General features: G+C 73.5%; 16 protein-coding genes. 10 read left to right on the top strand and 6 right to left on the bottom strand.

What is annotated here, in order from left to right; genetic code table 11:
* The 8 genes from ACZ4MF_RS25260 to ACZ4MF_RS25225 form a co-directional block, all read left to right on the top strand.
* A partial coding sequence (locus ACZ4MF_RS25260) for an alpha-glucosidase C-terminal domain-containing protein (protein ID WP_467494195.1) occupies nt 1-531 on the top strand: 531 nt, incomplete at its 5' end.
* Between the two features lie 30 nt (nt 532-561).
* A complete protein-coding gene (locus tag ACZ4MF_RS25255) occupies nt 562-1,926 on the top strand; it encodes a maltokinase N-terminal cap-like domain-containing protein (RefSeq protein ID WP_467494194.1) in 1,365 nt (454 codons plus the stop codon).
* A 4-nt stretch (nt 1,927-1,930) separates the two neighbouring features.
* Entirely contained in the window at nt 1,931-4,144 is a 2,214-nt protein-coding gene (gene glgB, locus ACZ4MF_RS25250; protein ID WP_467494193.1) for a 1,4-alpha-glucan branching enzyme, read from the top strand.
* Nucleotides 4,145-4,236: 92 nt separating this feature from the next.
* Nucleotides 4,237-5,325: a glutamate--cysteine ligase 2 gene (locus ACZ4MF_RS25245; RefSeq protein ID WP_467494192.1), complete on the top strand. Its 1,089-nt coding sequence runs from the start codon at nt 4,237-4,239 to the stop codon at nt 5,323-5,325.
* Between the two features lie 203 nt (nt 5,326-5,528).
* Nucleotides 5,529-7,427, top strand: coding sequence for an AMP-dependent synthetase/ligase (locus tag ACZ4MF_RS25240; RefSeq protein ID WP_467494191.1), 1,899 nt, complete (start codon nt 5,529-5,531; stop codon nt 7,425-7,427).
* 250 nt (nt 7,428-7,677) lie between these two features.
* Complete coding sequence (locus tag ACZ4MF_RS25235; RefSeq protein ID WP_467494190.1) at nt 7,678-9,045, top strand: NAD(P)/FAD-dependent oxidoreductase; 1,368 nt, start codon at nt 7,678-7,680, stop codon at nt 9,043-9,045.
* A gap of 171 nt (nt 9,046-9,216) precedes the next feature.
* Nucleotides 9,217-11,466: an FUSC family protein gene (locus ACZ4MF_RS25230; RefSeq protein WP_467494189.1), complete on the top strand. Its 2,250-nt coding sequence runs from the start codon at nt 9,217-9,219 to the stop codon at nt 11,464-11,466.
* A gap of 281 nt (nt 11,467-11,747) precedes the next feature.
* Nucleotides 11,748-12,206 carry a cyclic nucleotide-binding domain-containing protein gene (locus ACZ4MF_RS25225; RefSeq protein ID WP_467494188.1) on the top strand — a complete coding sequence of 153 codons (459 nt, stop codon included), beginning with the start codon at nt 11,748-11,750 and terminating at the stop codon, nt 12,204-12,206.
* A gap of 16 nt (nt 12,207-12,222) precedes the next feature.
* On the opposite strand, the gene ACZ4MF_RS25220 is transcribed toward ACZ4MF_RS25225, so the two are convergent.
* Complete coding sequence (locus tag ACZ4MF_RS25220; RefSeq protein WP_467494187.1) at nt 12,223-13,524, bottom strand: MFS transporter; 1,302 nt, start codon at nt 13,522-13,524, stop codon at nt 12,223-12,225.
* An 83-nt stretch (nt 13,525-13,607) separates the two neighbouring features.
* Nucleotides 13,608-14,222, bottom strand: a complete 615-nt coding sequence (locus ACZ4MF_RS25215; RefSeq protein WP_467494186.1) for a LysE/ArgO family amino acid transporter — start codon at nt 14,220-14,222, stop codon at nt 13,608-13,610.
* A gap of 66 nt (nt 14,223-14,288) precedes the next feature.
* On the opposite strand from ACZ4MF_RS25215, the gene ACZ4MF_RS25210 reads away from it, so the two are divergent.
* Nucleotides 14,289-15,173 carry a LysR family transcriptional regulator ArgP gene (locus tag ACZ4MF_RS25210; RefSeq protein WP_467494185.1) on the top strand — a complete coding sequence of 295 codons (885 nt, stop codon included), beginning with the start codon at nt 14,289-14,291 and terminating at the stop codon, nt 15,171-15,173.
* Nucleotides 15,174-15,467: 294 nt separating this feature from the next.
* A complete protein-coding gene (locus tag ACZ4MF_RS25205; protein ID WP_356036527.1) occupies nt 15,468-15,719 on the top strand; it encodes a WhiB family transcriptional regulator in 252 nt (83 codons plus the stop codon).
* A gap of 33 nt (nt 15,720-15,752) precedes the next feature.
* On the opposite strand, the gene ACZ4MF_RS25200 is transcribed toward ACZ4MF_RS25205, so the two are convergent.
* Genes ACZ4MF_RS25200 through ACZ4MF_RS25185 form a run of 4 tightly spaced genes read right to left on the bottom strand, consistent with a single transcriptional unit; the run spans nt 15,753 to nt 20,133 of the window.
* Nucleotides 15,753-17,597 carry a sensor histidine kinase gene (locus ACZ4MF_RS25200; RefSeq protein WP_467494184.1) on the bottom strand — a complete coding sequence of 615 codons (1,845 nt, stop codon included), beginning with the start codon at nt 17,595-17,597 and terminating at the stop codon, nt 15,753-15,755.
* A gap of 35 nt (nt 17,598-17,632) precedes the next feature.
* Nucleotides 17,633-18,337: a response regulator gene (locus tag ACZ4MF_RS25195; RefSeq protein ID WP_467494183.1), complete on the bottom strand. Its 705-nt coding sequence runs from the start codon at nt 18,335-18,337 to the stop codon at nt 17,633-17,635.
* Between the two features lie 29 nt (nt 18,338-18,366).
* Nucleotides 18,367-18,663, bottom strand: coding sequence for a hypothetical protein (locus tag ACZ4MF_RS25190; protein ID WP_467494182.1), 297 nt, complete (start codon nt 18,661-18,663; stop codon nt 18,367-18,369).
* A gap of 42 nt (nt 18,664-18,705) precedes the next feature.
* Nucleotides 18,706-20,133 (bottom strand): M1 family metallopeptidase, encoded by a 1,428-nt coding sequence (locus ACZ4MF_RS25185; protein WP_467494181.1) that lies wholly within the window; start codon nt 20,131-20,133, stop codon nt 18,706-18,708.
* Nucleotides 20,134-20,187: the final 54 nt, after the last annotated feature.

Below are 20,187 nucleotides of genomic sequence, written 5' to 3'. Positions count from 1 at the left end.
GACGAGATCGGCATGGGCGACAACATCTGGCTCGGCGACCGCGACGCCGTCCGCACCCCCATGCAGTGGACCCCCGACCGCAACGCCGGCTTCTCCAGGTCCGATCCGGGGCGCCTGTACCTGCCGACGATCATGGACCCCGTCTACGGCTACCAGGTCACCAACGTCGAGGCCTCCATGTCCTCGCCGTCGTCGCTGCTGCACTGGACCCGGCGCATGATCGAGATCCGCAAGCAGAACCCCGCCTTCGGACTCGGGTCGTACAACGAGCTCCAGTCCTCCAACCCGGCGGTGCTCGCCTTCCTGCGCGAGTACGGCGACGACCTCGTCCTGTGCGTGCACAACTTCTCCCGCTTCGCCCAGCCGACCGAACTCGACCTGCGCGCCTACGACGGCCGGCATCCGGTCGAGCTGATCGGCGGGGTGCGGTTCCCCGCCATCGGTGAACTGCCGTACCTGCTCACCCTGCAGGGCCACGGCTTCTACTGGTTCCGGCTCACCCGGGTCGCATCCCGCATCGGCAGCCACTGAACGCCCGGCGCCGAGGAAAGGACGCGCGTCATGCCGAAGACCATCACTGTCGGACCGGTAACCGCGACCGGCCGGGGCGGGCCGCTGGCCTCGCTGGGCGGGCTGCTGCGCGACTGGCTGCCGAGGCAGCGCTGGTTCGCGGGCAAGGACCGGCCCGTCACGGATCTGTCGGTGCTGCACGTGACCGAGCTGTTCCCCGGGTGTCTGCATCTGCTGGTACACGCCTCGCACGCGCCGGTGCCCACGCCCGGCGGCACTCCCCCGCCCGGCGACTGCTACCAGCTGCTGCTGACCTTGCGCGAGCAGCTCGCCCCCCGGCTGGAACAGGCGTTCCTCGGCCGCGCCGAGCAGGGACCTTTCTCCGGCCTCGCGGTGTACGACGCGCTGCACGACCCGCGTTCGGCGCATCTGCTGCTGGAGCGGCTGCGGCACCCGGGCACGGCGGGCCCGCTGCGGTTCGAGGCGGATCCGGCTGTCCAGGTGCCCGGCGGGCTGCCGCCGCGGCTGCTGGACGCCGAGCAGTCCAACACCTCGCTCGTGTACGGCGACGCGTACATCCTGAAGGTCTTCCGGCGCATCCAGCCGGGCGTCAATCCGGATCTGGAGGTGTCGGCCGCGCTGGCCGCGCAGGGGTGCACCCGGGTGCCGGCGCCGGTCGCCTGGTTCGGCACGAGCGCACCGCGGCCGGCGACGCTCGGGGTGCTCCAGCCGTTCCTGCCGGACGCGACCGACGGCTGGACGCTGGCGCTGCGCGCGCTCGCCGCGGGCGACGACTTCACGGCCGAGGCCTGGGAGCTGGGCCGGGCGATGGCCGAGGTGCATCTGGCGCTGGCCGAGGCGTTCGGTCCGGCCGGGCCGGGTGAGAACGGCCGTACGGCTCGGGCGATGTCCGCGCGGCTGGACGCGGCCGCGCACGCCGTATCGGGGCTGCGGCCGTTCGTGCCGGGGCTCAGGGCCGCGTTCGGGGCGCTCGCCACGTGCGACGCCGGGCCGCCCGCGCAGCGGGTGCACGGCGATCTGCATCTCGGGCAGGTGCTGCGGGCCGGCCGCGACTGGTTCGTCATCGACTTCGAGGGCGAGCCGTCCCGGCCGCTCGCCGAGCGCAGGGCCCCGCAGTCCCCGGTGCGGGACGTGGCGGGGATGCTGCGCTCCTTCGACTACGCGGCCCGGCAGCGCCGCCCCTGGCGACCCGAATGGGCGCGCCGCTGCCGGGAGGCGTTCTGCGCGGGCTATGCGGCCCGCGCGGGCTGGGATCCACGCAAGAAGCACGCGCTGCTGCGCGCGCACGAGACGGACAGGGCGGTCTACGAGGTGCTGTACGAGGCGAGACACCGGCCGGACTGGCTGCCGGTACCGATGGCGGCGATCAAACGGCTCGCCGTGTGGGGAGGCTGACGGCATGGCTCTGCGCGACACCTCGCTCCCCGAGGCCGCCGGTCCCGCACCGGTCACGGCCGTCCCTCTGGACCCGGCCGAGCGCGGCCGACTCCTCGGCGGCGCCCATCACGATCCGCACGCCCTGCTGGGCGCGCATCCGGTGCCGGGCGGCACCCTGTTCCGGACGCTGCGGCCGAACGCCCGCGCGGTGAGCGTCGTGACCGGCGGCACGCGCCATCCGCTGGTGTCGGAGGGCGGCGGCCTGTTCGCGGCCGTGCTGCCGCTGCCGGGGGTGCCGAAGTCGTACACGCTGCTGGTGGTGTACGACGACACCGAGCAGGAGGTGCACGATCCGTACCGCTTCCTGCCCGCGCTCGGCGAGCTGGACCTCCATCTGATCCGGGAGGGCCGGCACGAGCAGCTGTGGCAGGCGCTCGGCGCCGAGCCGATGACGCACCAGGGTGTGGCCGGCACCCGCTTCACGGTGTGGGCGCCGAACGCCCAGGGGGTGCGGGTGGCCGGGGATTTCACGTACTGGGACGGCACCCAGTACCCGATGCGCTCGCTCGGCGCGTCCGGGGTGTGGGAGCTGTTCCTGCCCGGCATCGGCGAGGGCGCCCGGTACAAGTTCGAGATCACCTCCCGGCACGGCGACCGGTTCCTCAAGGCCGACCCGATGGCCCGGTGCACCGAGGTGCCGCCCGACACGGCATCGGTCGTCGCGGTGTCCCGGCACGAGTGGGACGACGCGGAGTGGATGGCCCATCGGGGTGACACGCCCGTGCACCAGGCGCCGTTCTCGGTGTACGAGGTGCATCTTCCGTCCTGGCGACCTGGATTGACATATCGTCAGCTCGCAGACGAACTGCCCGCATATGTCAAGGAGTTGGGCTTCACCCATGTGGAGCTGATGCCGGTCGCCGGGCATCCCTTCAGCGGGTCCTGGGGATATCAGGTCACCTCCTACTACGCGCCGACGCCCCGGCTCGGCTCGGCGGACGACTTCAAGTTCCTGGTGGACGCGCTGCACCGGGCCGGGCTCGGCGTGATCATGGACTGGGTGCCGGCGCACTTCCCGAAGGACGACTGGGCGCTGGCCCGGTTCGACGGGGAGCCGCTGTACGAGCCCGGGGACTGGCGGCGGGCCGAGCATCCGGACTGGGGGACCTACGAGTTCGACTTCGGCCGGACCGAGGTGCGCAATTTCCTCGTGGCCAACGCCGTGTACTGGTGCGAGGAGTTCCACATCGACGGGCTGCGCGTGGACGCCGTCGCGTCGATGCTGTACCTGGACTACTCGCGGGACTCCGGGCAGTGGCAGCCGAACGTCTTCGGCGGGCGGGAGGACCTGGACGCGGTGGCCTTCCTCCAGGAGATGAACGCGACCGTGTACCGGCGCTGCCCGGGGGTCGTCACCATCGCCGAGGAGTCCACGGCCTGGGACGGGGTGACCCGGCCCACCGACAGCGGCGGGCTCGGCTTCGGGCTGAAGTGGAACATGGGCTGGATGCACGACTCGCTCCAGTACGTCCAGAAGGAGCCGGTGCACCGCAAGTACCACCACCACGAGATGACCTTCTCGATGGTGTACGCCTACAGCGAGAACTACGTCCTGCCCATCTCCCACGACGAGGTCGTGCACGGCAAGCAGGCGCTGGTGTCGAAGATGCCGGGCGACTGGTGGCAGCGGCGCGCCGACCACCGGGCCTATCTGGGCTTCATGTGGGCCCATCCCGGCAAGCAACTCCTCTTCATGGGCCAGGAGTTCGCGCAGGGCGCCGAGTGGTCCGAGGCGCACGGCCCGGAGTGGTGGCTGCTCGGCGACGACTACCACTCGGCCGGCGACCACCGGGGCGTGCGGGATCTCGTGCGGGACCTGAACGGCGTGTACAGGGCGACACCGGCCCTGTGGCAGCGGGACACCGATCCGGGCGGTTTCCAGTGGGTGCTGTGTGACGCTGCGGACGACAACGTATTCGCGTTCCTGCGCTTCGACGCCGAGGGCTCGGCGCTGCTGGCGGTCTCGAACTTCTCGCCGGCCGTCCGCGCCGACTACCGGCTGTGGGTTCCGGATTCCCTCCCGGCCTGGCAGGAGGCCCTGAACACGGACGACACCCGCTACGGCGGCAGCGGCGTCGGTGCCGGGCCGCCCGGCGCGGTCCTGCGGCCGGAGCACGGATTCCTGCGGGTCACGCTGCCGCCGCTCGCCACTGTCTGGTTGACGCCTGCGCGCTGAACTCGCAGGAGTCGGCCGGACGCCCGAGGGGCAGTCAGGGTCGTACAGACTTTCGTCTGCCCCTCGCGGTCTGAACAGAAGGGCGGCCCCACGTGCGCACTGTCGGTGTGGAGGAGGAACTCCTTCTGGTCGATCCGGACAGCGGCGAGCCGAAGGCACTGTCGGCCGCCGTGCTGACCCGGGCGGTCCAGGACGATCCCGGGCAGGACCTGTTCCAGCTGGAGCTGTTCGGGCAGATGCTGGAGCTCGCCACGCATCCGCACACGGACATGGCCGAGCTCGGCGCCGAGATCGTGCGCTCCCGCAAGGAGGCGGCCCGGGTCGCGGGCGAGGTGGGCTGCGCGGTCGCCGCGCTGGCCACCTGCCCGCTGCCGGTCACGGGCGCGCTCACCGCGGACGACCGCTACCGGTGGATGGCCGGGCGGTACGGGATCGCCACCCAGGACTGGCTCGTCTGCGGCTGTCACGCGCATGTGGCGGTGGAGTCCGACGAGGAGGGGGTCGCGGTCCTCGACCGGCTGCGGCCCTGGCTGCCGGTGGTGCGCGCGCTCAGCGCCAACTCGCCGTACTGGCAGGGCCGGGACACCGGGTACGCCAGCTTCCGCAGCCGGCTGTGGAGCCGTGGTCCGTCGGCGGGGCCGACCGAGCTGTTCGGCTCGCCCGCGGGCTACCACCGGCAGGTGGCGGACATGCTGGCGAGCGGGGTGATCCTGGACCACGGGATGGTGTACTTCGACGCGCGGCTGTCCGTGAAGTACCCGACGGTGGAGATCCGGGTGGCGGACGTGTGCCTGCGCGCGGAGACCACGGTGCTCGTCGCCGCGCTGGTCCGCGCCCTGGTGGAGACGGCCGCGCGGGACTGGCGGGCGGGTCGGCCGCCGGCCGGCCACAGCGTGAGCCTGCTGCGGCTGGCCGCCTGGCACGCGGCCCGCTCCGGCCTGGAGGGGGACCTGCTCGACCCCGTGACGATGCTGCCCCGGCCCGCGCCCGAGGTGGTGCGCGCCCTGGTGGAGCACACCGGGGCGGCGCTCGCCGACAGCGGGGACGCGGCCCTGGTCGAGGAGGCCGTCGGCGAACTGCTGGGCCGGGGGACGGGTGCGCGCGAGCAGCGCGGGGTGCTGGAGCGGGTCGGCAGCCTGCGGGAGGTCGTCACCGAGTGCGTACGGCACACCCAGGGCTGAACGCGGGGGCCGGGCCGGACGTATGACGTGCCGGATGCATACCGTGGAGGTCGTACGGCACCGGGTAGTGACACGGCCGGATCATCAACTGATCACGACTTCCCCGTTCCCTGCACCGAACGCGCTCGCCTCGGCTACATTCGAGCACCGCCGACCACAGAGCCGATCGGCGGTGTGACCCTCCGTACATCCAGGAGCAGCGCATGCGCGATGTCGCCCTCGCTCCCGCCGTGGCCCCGCCGCTCGCCGGGGGCCTCGCCGACAGCCTCTTCGAGACCGCGGAGCGCAGCCCTGCCGTGCCGCTCCTCGCGTACCGCGCGGACACGGCCGCCGGCGGCTGGCAGGAGATGACCGCGGTCGAGCTGCGCGACGAGGTGGTCGACGTGGCCAAGGGGCTGATCGCCGCCGGGATCTCGCCCGGCCACCGGGTGGCCGTGATGGTCCGTACCCGCTACGAGTGGACGGTCTTCGCCCATGCGCTGTGGGCCGTGGGCGCGGAGGTGGTGCCGGTCCATCCCTCCTCCTCGCGCGACCAGGTCGAGTGGATCCTGCGGGACGCCGGCTGTGTCGCCGTGCTGCTGGAGGACGAGCAGGGTGTCATGACGGTCGGCACCGTGTGCACCCGGCTGCCGCGGCTGCGCCACGTGTGGCAGCTGGACGCGGGCGCGCTGCCCGGACTCGTCGAGCGGGGCGCGGCCGTGCCGTACACCACGGTGGAGTCGCTGCGCCGGATCGTGCTGCCGGACGCCACGGCGGCCGTCGTCTACACCTCCGGCACCACGGGCCGCCCCCAGGGCTGCGCGCTGAGCCACCGCTCCCTCGCCTACCCCTGCGACACGATGCTGGCCGGCTGGGCGCACGCCGCGGCACCCTCGGGCGAGCAGCCGTCCGTGCTGGCATTCCTGCCGTTCTCCCATGTGTACGGCATCATGATCATGCTCATCTGTGTCCGCGGCGGGGTCCTGATGGCGCACGAGCCGGAGCTGTCCGAGGCCGCGCTCGCGTCGGCGCTCGACACGTTCCGGCCGACGTATCTGTACGGAGTGCCGTCGGTGTTCGAGAAGCTGTACAAGACGTTCCTGCGCACGGCCGAACAGACGGGCCGGGGTGCCCTGTTCGAGCGGGCCGCGCAGACCGCGCGGGACTTCGCCGCGGCCGAGGAGCGCCGGCGGCTGGGCACGGGGCCGGGTCCCGGTCTCGAACTGCGCCTCCAGCACGCCGTGTTCGAGCGGACGGTGTACCGCAGGCTGCGCGCGGCGCTCGGCGGCCGGGTGGTGCGCGGCACCTCCGGCGGTTCCTCGCTCAGCCGCGAACTGACGCTGTTCTACGAGGGGATGGGCGTCGTCATCAACGACGGTTACGGCCTCACCGAGTCCTCCGGCGGGATCACCATGCAGCCGCTGGGCCGGGAGAAGTCCGGGACCGTGGGCCGGCCGCTGCCCGGCACGGACGTCCAGGTGGCCGACGACGGGGAGATCCTGGTGCACGGTCCGTCGGTGTTCCAGGGCTACGTGGGAGACGCGGCGGCGACCCGGGCGACGCTGCGCGGCGGCTGGCTGGCCACCGGGGACATCGGGCGGCTGGACTCCGAGGGCTATCTGACGATCACCGGGCGCAAGAAGGACATCATCGTCACGAGCGGTGGCAAGAGCGTCGCCCCGGCCCCGCTGGAGCAACGGCTGCGCATGCACCCGCTGATCCACCAGGCCGTCGTGCTCGGCGACGACCGGCCGTGCGTGGGCGCGCTGATCACGCTGGACCCGGAGTTCCTCGCACACTGGCGGGCCGCCCTCGCGCTGCCGGGCGGCGGCCCCGCCCGGGAGGGCCGGGAGGAGAACGCGCTGCGCGAGGAGATCGCAAGAGCCGTGGCCTCCGCCAACAGCGCCGTGTCCCGGGCGGAGTCCATCCGGGTCCACCGCGTCCTGCCCGAGCCGTTCGCCGCGGCGGACGGGCTCCTGACCCCGTCGTTGAAGCTGCGCCGGGACGTCATCGTGCGGCACTACGCCACCGAGATCGAGGCGATGTACCAGGCGCGCTCGCGGGCCGGGCGGGAGGTGCGGGAGCCCGCGGACTGGGACGAGCCCGACGACGTCTTCCGCTGAGCGGAACCGCTTGGTCCGCTGAGCGGACACAGTCCGACCGGCGCCGACATCTGTCCGACGGTTATCCGTGCGACAACCGGTCACCCGGCCCTGATGGGGTGCATGCTGGTGGCCACGCGTTCGTCTGCCTGCCGCACCCGGCTGGCGGAACGGCTCGGTGCGCGGTGGGATCGGACATGGTGCGAGGCGGTCCAGGGCATGCGAACGGCGTCGAGTCGGACCGCCTGGAGCCGCAGAAAGGGATGACACCGTGACACGACCCAGGATCCTCGTGGTTGGCGCCGGATTCGCCGGAGTCGAGTGCGTCCGCCGCCTGGAGCGGAAACTCGCCCCCGACGAGGCCGACGTCACCCTGGTGACGCCGTTCTCCTACCAGCTCTATCTGCCGCTGTTGCCCCAGGTCGCCTCGGGGGTGCTCACACCCCAGTCGATCGCCGTCAGCCTGCGCCGCAGCAAGAAGTACCGCACCCGGATCCTGCCCGGCGGCGCGATCGGCGTGGACCTGAAGGCCAAGGTGTGCGTCGTCCGCACCATCACCGACAAGCTCCTGAACGAGCCCTACGACTACCTCGTGCTGGCCCCGGGCAGTGTGACCCGCACCTTCGACATCCCGGGGCTGACCGATCACGCCTTCGGGATGAAGACCCTCGCCGAGGCCGCCTATGTGCGCGACCACGTCATCACCCAGCTCGACCTCGCCGACGCCAGCGACGATCCGGCCGAGCGGGCCGCGCGGCTCCAGTTCGTGGTGGTCGGCGGCGGGTACGCGGGCACCGAGACCGCCGCCTGTCTGCAACGGCTCACCCACGCCGCCGTGCAGCGCTACCCGCGCATCGACCCCGGCCTGATCCGCTGGCACCTGATCGACATCGCGCCCCGGCTCATGCCGGAGCTGGGCGAGAAGCTCGGCCGCGGCGCGCAGGAGATCCTGCGCCGGCGCGGTGTCGACGTCTCGCTGGGGGTGTCGATCGAGAAGGCGGGCGCCGAAGAGGTCACCTTCACCGACGGCCGGGTGGTGCCGACGCACACGCTGATCTGGACCGCCGGGGTGGTCGCGAGCCCGCTGATCGGGACGCTCGGCACGGAGACGGTGCGCGGCCGGCTCGCGGTCACCGCCGAGATGACCCTGCCCGGGCACGACGGGGTGTTCGCGCTCGGGGACGCGGCGGCGGTGCCCGACCTGGCCAAGGACGAGACGGGCGCGGTCTGCCCGCCCACCGCGCAGCACGCCATGCGCCAGGGAAGGAAGGTCGCCGACAACGTCATCGCGACCCTGCGCGGCGAGCCGCTCGTGCCGTACGTGCACAGGGACCTGGGCCTCGTCGTCGACCTCGGCGGCAAGGACGCCGTGTCCAAGCCGCTCGGCATCGAACTGCGGGGGATGACCGCCCAGGCCGTGGCCCGCGGCTACCACTGGTCGGCGCTGCGCACCAACGTGGCCAAGACCCGGGTCGCGACCAACTGGCTGCTGAACGCGGTCGCGGGCGACGATTTCGTCCGCACCGGATTCCAGGCCCACCGGCCCGCCCGGCTGAAGGACTTCGAGTACACGAACTCGTACCTGACGCCGGAACAGGTGCGGGCACGGGTGGAGGGCGGGGCCGACACCACGGGCTGATGTGTCCCGGATCACCGGCTCGGCCGGGGGCACGCCGACGCCCTGGTCGCCGCGCCCCTGGCCGGGAGCAACTGGTTCGGGCACTCGTGCGATGCTGGGACGGAGATCGATTTCTGGCACGGGAGAGAGCGCGGCGGCGTGAGGGCAGCGGGACGGTCGGGACGGGTACGGATGCGGGACCGGCTCGCGGCGTCCGATCCCGGGCTGCTGCGGCTCACCGCGGGGCTGCGCACGGTCACCGCGATCGCGCTCACCCTCGCCGTCCTGGCCGCCCTGCGGGTGCCGGTGCCGCAGCTCGTCGCCGGTGCCATAGCGGCGATGGTGGCGACCTTCGCCATCCGGGAGAAGTCGCGCGCCCAGCAGGCGATCACGCTCGCGCTCGGTCTGCCGGTGGCGCTGGCCTCGGTGTCGCTGGGCTCGCTGCTGAACCAACGGGTCGTCGTCGGCGACCTGTTCTTCGTCGCCCTCATCTTCAGCGCGGTCTACGGCCGCCGCTTCGGTGACCGCGGTACGGCACTGGGCCTGATCGGCTTCCAGGTCTACTTCCTCTCCCTGTTCGTCCACGCGACCCCCGCCCTGCTGCCCGCGCTGTGCGGGGTCATCTGCGTGGCGTTCGCCTGCAGCGCCCTCGCGCGGTTCGTGCTGCTGCCGCAGACCCCGGCGGGCACCCTGGACCGGCTGCGGGGGGCGTTCCGCGCCCGGCTCGCCCAGCTGATCGCCGTACAGACCGAGTTGCTGGACGCCGGCCCGGACGACGTGCACACGGTTCTGGAGGACCTGCGCACCGCCACCGCCCGGCTGCACGAGACGGCGCTGATGATCCAGGGGCGGCTGGAAGACGGCACCTCCGAGCCGGCGGTGGCCCGGCTGCTCCAGCGCCGGATCGCCGACGCCGAGATCGCCTCCGAGCGGCTCGGTCTGCTGCTGCTCACCGCGCGCAGCGCCGAGCGGACCGACACCCTCACCCTGCACCTGCCGGGCGCCCACCTGCCGTCGGGCGGTGCCCTGCCGGTGCGGGACGAGGCGACGGAGGCGCTGCGCCGCGACCTTCAGGCGCTGCGGCTGCTGATGCTGCGGCCGGTCGGCGAGGCCCGCGGCACCGCGCTCGCCCACCTGCGCAACCGGCTGCTCGGCTACCGCGACGAGGAGAACCTGCCGAAGGCCTCCCCGGCCGTGCAGGACGTCTTCCGTGGCCTCGGCGAGGCCGCCCGGGCCGCGCTCGGCCTGCGGGTCGCCTTGGACGGGGCGCCGGCCGAGGCCGACGACAGCCCGGCGACCGTCCGCTCGCGGGAGGAGCTGGACGCGGAGGACGCCGCGATCGAGGCAGTCGAAGCGGGCGCGGAGCGCGAGGCCGAGGAGCCGGAGCCGACCGGTCTGCGCCGGCCCACGACGCGGGCCGCGGTCCAGGTGGCCGTCGGCTCCTCGCTGGCCATCGCGGGCGGCGAGCTGCTGTCCAGTCAGCGCTGGTACTGGGCGGTGCTGACCTGCTGGATCGTGTTCATCAACACCGCCTCCACCGGCGAGATCCTGGTCAAGGGCTACCGCCGGCTGCTGGGCACGGTGCTCGGTGTGGTGGCCGGCATCGGACTCGCCGGGCTGGTCGGGCACCACACCTGGACGGCGTTCGCGCTGGTGCTGCTGTTCATCTTCGCGATGTTCTACACGGCGCCCCTGTCGTACACGCTGATGTCGTTCTTCGTCACGGCGATGCTCGGACTGCTCTACACGCTGCTGAACACCTACAGCCTGTCGGTGCTGGTGCTGCGGATCGAGGAGACGGCGCTCGGCGCGGCCTGCGGGGTGATCGCGGCGGCGGTGGTGCTGCCGATCCACACCGACCGCCGGACCAACGAACTGCTCGTCGACGTGCTGCGGCGGCTGGAGGACGTCACCCGGGCCGCCGTCGACCAGCTGAGCGGCGGGGCGGGCGCCGATCTGGTGGAGCAGGCGCGCGAGCTGGACCAGGCACTGGCCGACCTGCGCGCGGCCACCGACCCGCTGACGCATCCGATCACCCCGATGCGCTCGCGACGGGACACCGCCCGGTACGTGGTGGCCCTGCTGGAGACGTGCGCCTATCACGCGCGCTCCCTCGCGGCCACGGCCGAGCTGCTGCCCACGCACCCGTCGATAGCGGCGGATCCCCGGCTGCGCGGGGCGTGCGCGCGGATCCTGCGCAACATCGGGGCGATCGCCGAGCACGTCGCCGACCCGCGTTCCGCGGCCACGACCGAGACCGGGCCGAGCATCGCCTCGATGCTGGAGCCGGGCACCCTGCGCACCCCGCGCTACGGCCGGGTGACCGACCGGGTGCTGCGTCACCTCCAGCGCCTGGACGAGGCGGTCTCGGGTCTGGCCCGGCCGCTGGGCGTCCCCCGGCCGGGTGCCGGTACGGGCGGGAAGGTGAAACCGGTCACGTGACCCGCTCCGGATTGCGTACCGGCACTCCAGATGGTTTATCGTTCATACATACGTGATGCCGGAGTGAGCCGGAACCGTCCTTCCCTCCCTTCGCGCGTCACCTCAAGCGGCCCTGGCCGGCCTCCCCCGTCCGGCCAGGGCTTTCTCCTGCCCGCGCGCGCCACCGGACAGGTGATCCGGCACCCGGCTCCGCGCCCTTCGAGGTGCCCCGATCGGCGGCAGCGGCTGAAATGGGCTTACGCACATCACCCGGAACCGCCGCCGGCGAGGAGCCCCGCGCCATGACCAAAGCGATCAAACTGCTCACCGCGCTGCCCCAGGCACAGCGCGAGCGCCTGATGGAGCTGGCCGAGGAGGTCTCCTTCCCGGAGGACACCCGCATCTTCGAAGCGGGCGGCACCGCCGACCGGTTCTGGGTGATCCGGTCGGGCGCGGTCCACCTGGACACGGAGGTCACCTCGCGGCAGCGGGTCACGGTGGCCACGCTCGGCGCGGGCGACCTGCTCGGCTGGTCCTGGCTGTTCCCGCCGTACACGTGGGACTTCGGCGCGGTCGCCTTCAGCAACGTACGGGCCTACCAGTTCGACGGGCCCGCGGTGCTCGCGCTGTGTGTGGAGGATCCGCTGCTCGGGCTGTCGCTGGTGCGGACGGTGGCCGAGATCCTCGCGGGCCGCCTGGAGACGACCCGCAGCAAGCTGATGGACCAGTACGCCGTCCGGCGGCGCAGCGGCCTGATCTGACGGCCCGCCCGCTCCTTCAGATCCGGTAGCGCCGCAGCGCCGGGACCGCGGCCGCCAGGCTCAGCATCACCACGACGACCAGGGCGCCGCCGCCCGCCACGGCCGCCCGGGGGCCGAAGACCGAGCCGGCGGTGCCGTGGAGCACGTCGGCCAGGCGGGGGCCGCCCGCGACGACGACCGTGAACACGCCCTGCATCCGGCCGCGCATCTCGTCGGTCGCGGCGGACAGCAGGATCGCGCCCCGGAACACCATCGAGACCATGTCGGCGACCCCGGCCAGGGCGAGGAAGGCCATGGCGATCCACAGGTTGCCGCTCAGCCCGGACGCGGCGACGGCCACGCCCCAGCCGACGACCGCACCGATCACCATCCAGCCGTGCCGCCGGGCCCGCGAGAACACCCCGGAGAACAGGCCGCCGAGCACCGCGCCGACCGGGATGCCGGCGAACAGCACACCGAGTGCGAGCCCTTCGCCGTAGGACTGGTAGGTCTGCGCGGCCAGTTGCGGGAACAGGGCGCGGGGCATGCCGAACACCATCGCGACGATGTCGGCGAGGAAGGACAGCAGCAGCACCTTGTGCCGGGAGATGTAGGCGAAGCCGTCGGCGATCTGCCGTATCCCGGCCCGGCGGGCGGGGGCGTCGCCGAGCGGCGGCAGCGCGGGGAGCCGGAAGACGGCCCACACGGTGACGCACAGCGCGAGGGCGTCGATGAGGTACAGCTCGGGCAGCCCGATGACCGGGATGAGCACACCGGCGAGCAACGGGCCCGCCACCAGGCCGGTCTGCATCACCGTGGAGCTGAGGGCGTTCGCTGCGGGCAGCTCCTGCGCGGGCACGAGCCGGGCGACGGAGGCGTTGCGGGCCGGGGAGTTGAGGCCGAAGAAGGCCTGCTGGAGGGCGAGCAGGAGCATGAGGACGACGACCGAGTCCAGCCCGGCGATGGCCTGCGCCCAGAACAGCAGCGAGGTCACCGCGATGCCGCTGTTGGTGACCAGCAGCAGTCTGCGCCGGTCCACGGTGTCGGCGACGGCCCCGCCCCACAGTGCGAACACCACCATGGGCACGAGCCCGGCGAGGCTCGCGTAGCCGACCCAGGCCGAGGAGTGGGTGATGTCGTAGATCTGCTTCGGTACGGCGACGGCGGTGAGCTGGCTGCCGACGGCGGTGACGATGGTCGACGTCCACAGACGCCGGTAGGCGGGGATCCGCAGGGGGCGGGTGTCCATCGCCCAGCGCCGCCAGCCGCGCCGGGGCGGCGCCTTCGCCTCCTCCCGCATCGGTCCCGGTTCGGTGGTACTGCTCTCGCTCGTGTCCACAGCCGTCCTGATTGCTCGCTACATCTTTTCCGTCCGAGAGCCTGACTATCTCAGCAACTCCCGAGCACGCCGAACCGGTTGTCTCAGGATCCGGCCATGAGCGTGGCGCCGAGCGCCGGCATCGTGACGGCGACCAGGCCGTCCAGCACCCGCCAGGCGGCGGGCCGGGCCAGGAAGCGGCCGAGCAGCCGGGCACCGAAACCGAGTGCGGTGAACCAGCACAGGCTGGCGAGCGCGGCACCGAGCCCGAAGGTCCAGCGCAGCGCGCCCCGGTCGGCGGCGAGGGAGCCGAGCAGGAACACCGTGTCCAGGTAGACGTGCGGGTTGAGCCAGGTCATGGCGAGGCAGGTGAGCACCGCCCGGCGCCGCGAGCCGGCCGCCTCGCCCTCCGTGCGCAGGCCGGGGCCGGGCCGGAGCACCCGGCGGGCGGCGAGGGCGCCGTAGCAGAGCAGGAAGGCGCCGCCGACGAGGCCGACGGCGCGGACGGCACCCGGCCAGGCCACCACGACCGCCCCGACCCCGCCGACGCCGAGCGCGATCAGCGCCGCGTCGGACAGCGCGCAGATGCCGACCACGGCGAGCACGGCCTCGCGGCGCACCCCCTGGCGCAGGACGAAGGCGTTCTGGGCTCCGATGGCGACGATCAGGGAGAGTCCGCTGCCGAATCCGGCGGCCGCGGCGGTCAGGGCGTGGTGCATGCCGTCGAGGCTAGGAAACGACTCAGGCTAAGTACAGCTAAGGATTCTTACGTATCCTTAGCTGTCGTGATGACTGATCTTCCCCTGGAGCAGGTGCGCACGCTGCTCGCCGTGGTGGACGAGGGCACCTTCGACGCCGCCGCGGCGGCCCTGCACGTGACGCCGTCGGCGGTCAGCCAGCGGGTCAAGGCGCTGGAGCAGCGCACCGGCCGGGTGCTGCTCCAGCGCACCAAGCCGGTGCGCCCCACCGAGTCCGGGGCGGTGCTGGTGCGCTTCGCCCGGCAGCTCGCGCGGCTGGAGCGGGACGCGTGGGGCGAGCTGGGGCTGAGCGGTGCCGGGGAGCCGACCCGGGTGTCGGTCGCGGTGAACGCCGACTCGCTGGCGACCTGGTTCCTGCCGGCGCTGACCCGGGTGGCGGGACTCTGCTTCGAGCTGCACCGGGAGGACGAGGACCACACGGCGGCGCTGCTGCGCGAGGGCCTGGTGATGGCGGCGGTGACCACCCTGCCCGCACCCGTGCCGGGCTGCACGGTCCGCCCGCTCGGCCGGATGCGCTATCTCCCGGTCGCCGCGCGGGAGTTCGCCGAGCGTCATCTGACCGGTCCGCTGCCCGAGCTGCTGCCCGCGGCCCCGGTCGTGGTCTTCGACCGCAAGGACGGCTTCCAGGACGACTTCGTCCGCCGGCTGGGCCGCGGGGCCGCGAGCCCGCTGCGCCACCACGTGCCCACCTCCGAGGGGTTCGCCGACGCCGTTGCCGCGGGTCTCGGCTGGGGCCTGGTCCCCGAGGCCCAGGCCGGCCCGCTGCTGGCCGAGGGCCGGCTGCGCCTGCTCGCCCCCGGGCAGTGGGTGGACCGCACGCTGTACTGGCAGCAGTGGAAGCTCGACTCCCCCGCGCTGGCCGCGCTGGCCGACGCGGTGACGCAGACCGCGGCCGAGACGCTGCGCGGCTGACCCCCGCCTCGCCGCCCGGTCCGTCACGGGACGGGTGCCCGGCGGCGGATGGCGGAGTACGGTGGGGGACGGTCGCGCGGCGGACGCCGGTTCGTCCGGTCGTCGCCCCCAACTCCGCGCCCCCGCTGCCCGGTCGGACACGGCCGCCCCGGCCCTCGCGGCCTTCCGCCCCGTTCCCCGGCCCGCCCTGCGCGAGCGGCTCGCCCTCTCCCCGGTTTCCCGCCGCGCCGACCGGTCACTCGCATCCCGAGAACGGTTCCGATCCAGTCCAGGAGACGCATCCAGGAGACCCCGATGGACAACTGGCGCGATCACGCCGCCTGCCGTCATGTGGACCCCGACCTGTTCTTCCCCGTCGGCACCACCGGACCCGCGCTGGTGCAGACCGAGCGGGCCAAGGAGGTGTGCGGGCTCTGCCCGGCCCGCGAACCGTGCCTGGCCTGGGCGTTGGCGACGGGACAGGGCACCGGCGTGTGGGGCGGGACGAGCGAGACGGAACGCCGGGCGCTGCGCCACCGCGCCCGCTCCCGGCCGCGCTCGCGCTGACCGGCGACGCCTCGCCGCTCGCCGCCCGTGCCGTCAGGCTCCGTCGGCCGGGGCCTCGATGCCGGGCAGCCGCAGCGTGAGAACGGCGCCCTCGCCAGGGGCACTGGCGGCCTCGGCGGCGCCGCCGTGCGCGGCGACCAGATGGCGCACGATGGGCAGGCCCAGGCCGCTGCCGCCGGTGCGCCGGCTGCGGGACTTCTCCGCGCGCCAGAACCGCTCGAAGACATGGGGCAGATCCTCGGCCGCGATGCCCGTCCCGGTGTCGCCGACACGGAGCACGACGTCGGTGCCCTCCCGGCGGGCGGCCAGGGTGACCGTGCCGTCGGCCGGGGTGTGCCGCAGCGCGTTGGAGACCAGGTTGCCGAGTGCCTGCCGCATCCGCACCGGGTCGGCGTCCAGCCAGGCGGCGGGATCGGCGGTGGTGCGCAGGGCGACCCCGGCGGCGTCGGCGGCGACGCGGTGCGCGGCGGCCACCTGGTCCAGCAGGTCGGCGGCGCGCAGCGGTTCACGGTGCAGCCGCAGGGTGCCGGCGTCGGCGGCGGCGAGGTCCTGGAGGTCGTCGATGATCCGCTGGAGGACGAGCGCCTCCTCGTGCAGCGAGTCCAGGAGGGCCGGTTCGGCCTCGACGACGCCGTCCCGGACGACCTCCAGCCAGCCGCGGATGTTGGTCAGCGGGCTGCGCAGTTCGTGCGCGATGTCGCTGACCATCGCCTTGCGCTGGGCCTCCAGGCGTTCGCGCCGCTCGGTCAGGTCGTTGAAGGCCTCCGCGAGGATACCCGTCTCGTCCCGCGTGGTCACCGGGACCCGTATGTGCAGCTCGGGCGGCGCCCCCGCGGCCTCGGTCAGTGCGCGCAGGGGCCGTACCAGCCGGATCGCGACGACGGCGGTCACGGCGACGGTGACGGCGAGGACCAGTCCGGCCGCGCCGATCACCTTGGCCTTGTTGGCCGTCGACATGTCGAAGCGGCTCGGGCTCTGGTCGCCGATGCCGAGGAACAGCTCGGCCACCGGGGCGACGTAGGGCTCCAGTTGGGCGCGCCGGGCGGTCAGGACGCACGTCTGGGCCGCGCGTTCCGTGGCCGCCCGGCTCGCCCTGGTGTCCCTGTCGACGTACTTGGCGATCAGGCGGCCGCCGGAGAAGGGGTCCTTGGCGCCGGGGTCGTAGAGGGGGAACAGCGGGCCGACGATGTCGAGGCCGGCCTTTCTCAGGCAGGGGCGGGCCAGATCCGTGAGCGCGTTCAGGGCCCTGCTCTCGGTCGGCGTGGGCGTGCCCAGCCTGCCGTCCTCGCAGTCGGTGGCGCCGTAGGCGGCGGGATCGGTGCCGTCCGCGGTGGTGACGACGGGCCGCCCGCTCGCCATGTGGACGATGCCGGACTGCAGCCCGTGGCGCGCGTAGCACCGCTTGCGGGCGGCGGCCAGCGCGTCCAGCTTCGCCCGCTCCGCCGCCGGGAGCCGGTACGGGCCCACCACCCGCGGGTCGATGCCGCTGAGCTGGGCGCCGGTCTCGCTGTAGGTGTCGGTGCGCAGCGGGTCGACGGTGGCGGCGGGCCGGGGTGGCAGCGGGGTGCCGCGGGGCGCGGAGTCGGCGAGCACGGTACGGTCGGCGGTGGTGAGCGCGATCCGGCGCCCGGCCCTGGCCGCCAGGTCCTGGACGGTGCGCCGGGCACCGGACCAGCCGGCGTGGGTCGCGGCGTACCCGCTGAGTTCGGCCAGGATGCTGTTGTCGGCCGCGAGATCCTGTCCCTGCTCCTCCCTGAGCGCGCTGGTCGTCGTCGTGACCGCGAGCCAGGCGGTGGCGGCCACCGAACAGACCGCGATCAGGGCGGAGACGGAGAGCAGCCGGACGAGCAGCCGTTTGCGCACCGGGATCCGCCGCACGCGCGCCTCCTGCCCCGCTCGCGGCCGCCCGCGCGTCACGGCCGGGTGCCGGTCAGCTTGTAGCCGACGCCGAAGACGGTCAGCAGGCGGACCGGGCGGCGGGGGTCGGGTTCGATCTTGCGGCGGAGGTTCATGATGTGCACGTCCACGGCGCGCTCGGTGGAGGCCCGGTCGAAGCCGCGGGTGCAGTGCAGCAGTTGGCGACGGGTGAAGACGCGGTCCGGCTCGCCCGCCATGGCCAGCAGGATCTGGAACTCGGCGGGCGTGCACTCCACCGGTGCGCCGTCGCAGCGCACCTCGTGCCGTTCGGAGTCGATGGTGAGCCCGGCGGCCCGGACGACGAGGTCGCCGCCGCGGGCGCCGTCGCCCCGGCCGCTGCGCCTGAGCACCGTACGGATACGGGCCATCAGCTCGCGCGGGCTGTACGGCTTGGTCAGGTAGTCGTCGGCGCCCAGTTCGAGGCCGAGCAGCACGTCGTCCTCGGCGGCGCGGGCGGTGAGCATGACCACCGGGATCTCCGGGTCCGCGCCGCCGCGCAGCACCCGGCACACGTCGAAGCCGTCGACGACGGGGAGCATCAGGTCGAGGACGACGAGGTCGGGCCGCAGGCGCCGGGCGGCGTCCAGTGCGGCGCCGCCGTCGTGCACCACCGTGGCGGTGTGACCCTCGGCCCACAGCGAGCGGCGGATCAGCTCGGCCTGTTTCTCGTCGTCCTCGGCGACCAGCACATGTGCGCACACGAGTTCGGATCCTAAGCGTCGCGGGCGGCTCAGGCGGCCGGCCGGTCGGCGTACCCCATGACGACGACCGGATGCCGGGCCGGGTCGAGGGTGCGCAGGGCGTTGTACGCCGGCCAAGTGGCGCCCGGCTGCCAGCCGGTGTCCGCGTCGGTGCGTTTGCCGGGTATGCCCCGCGGTGCCTGTTCGGCCTGGATGTGGGGGGTGGGGGTGCCGGTGGACGCCGGAGGGGCGGCCGGCGCCCGGCGCCCGGTCGTCTCGGCTCCGCCGCAGCCGGTGAGCAGCAGCGGGGAGGCGAGGAGCGCGACGGCGGTTCTGCGATGGATCATGGTGCCGACCTTGGCCGACACTTGTTTGAAACTGGTGAGGATTCAGGCGCGGTTCGGCTTTCCCCGCGTGAACAGCCAGGTGTGGAACACCCCGCCGAGCCGCTTCCCGGACGCCCGCTCGGCGAGCCGCGTGAACTGTGCGGTCGTCCCGTGCCCGTCGCGGTGCTGTGCCGCCCAGGCGCGCAGGATCCGGAAGAAGTCCCGGTCGCCGACCGCCTTGCGCAGCTCGTGCAGGGCCATGGCGCCGCGGGCGTACACGGGCTGGCCGAAGATGTTCTTGGCGCTGCCCGGGTCGCCGGGCGGGTACGCCCACAGCGCGTCGCCGGCCGGGGTGGCGTAGAGGGCGTCGAAGGCCTTCTGGGCGCTGTCGCCGCCGTGCTGCTCGGTGTAGAGCCACTCGGCGTAGGTAGCGAAGCCCTCGTTGAGCCAGATGTCCTTCCAGACGGCCAGCGACACGGAGTCGCCGAACCACTGGTGGGCGCTCTCGTGGACGAGGGTGGTCAGGTCGGGCGCGGAGCCGTACAGCGGCCGGGTCTGGGTCTCCAGCGCGTAGCCGATGCCCGGGGCGTGGTCGACGATCGCCCCGGCGGACCGGAAGGGATACGGCCCGAACAGCGTGCTCTCCCAGGCGAGGACGGACGGCAGCTGCTTGAGCACCGGGGCGGCGGCGCTCGCGTCCCTCGGGTCCACGGCGTTGTAGACCTCGATGCCGTCGCGGGTGGTGTAGCGCTGGACCTGGAAGGTGCCGATGGTCGCGGTGGCCAGGTAGGCCGCCATCGGGCGGTCCTCGCGCCAGTGGAACGTGGTCCGCCCCTGTGCGGTGTGCTGCGCGACCAGTGCGCCGTTGGCGACCGCGGTGCGGCCCTGTGGGACCGTGATCGTGATGTCGTACGACGCCTTGTCGTTCGGATGCCCGTCGGCCGGGAACCAGGTCATCGCGCCCTGCGGCTCGCCCGCCACGAACGCGCCGTCGTCGGTGGGGATCCAGCCGTCCTGGGCGCCGTCCGGGTCGGTGACCGGCTTCGGGGTGCCCTGGTAGGTGACGGCGACCCGGAACGCGCGCCCGGCGGGCAGGGTGCGGCGCGGAGTGACGACCAGTTCCTGGCCGGCGCGCCGGAAGGCCGCCGGGGTGCGGTCGACGGTGACGCCGGTGACGGTCAGGCCCGTCAGGTCGAGGTCGAAGCGGCTCAGCCGCTGGGTGGTGCGGGCGGTGAGGACGGCCGTGCCGTCGAGGTGCCGGCGCGTGGTGTCGTAACTCAGCGTCAGGTCGTAGTGCTGTACGTGGTAGCCGCCGTTGCCGCTGAGCGGGAAGTAGGGGTCGCCCGCGCCGGGCGTGCCGGCCGTGCCCGGTGCCGAGGGCGCGGCCGCGCCGACGAGGGCCGCGAGGGCGACGGGTACGGCGGCGAGGGCCGCCCGCCGGCGCGGGACGGTGGTGCCGCGCCGGGCGGGCGGTCTGAGGGATGGCGTCACATGGTCTCCTCGGGGAGCGGCCGGTGATCGTCTGGCCGCCAGCGTAGGCACGGT

It is taken from the genome of Streptomyces sp. NPDC025793, from assembly GCF_055558375.1.
This window is presented reverse-complemented; position numbering and strand designations above follow the sequence as displayed.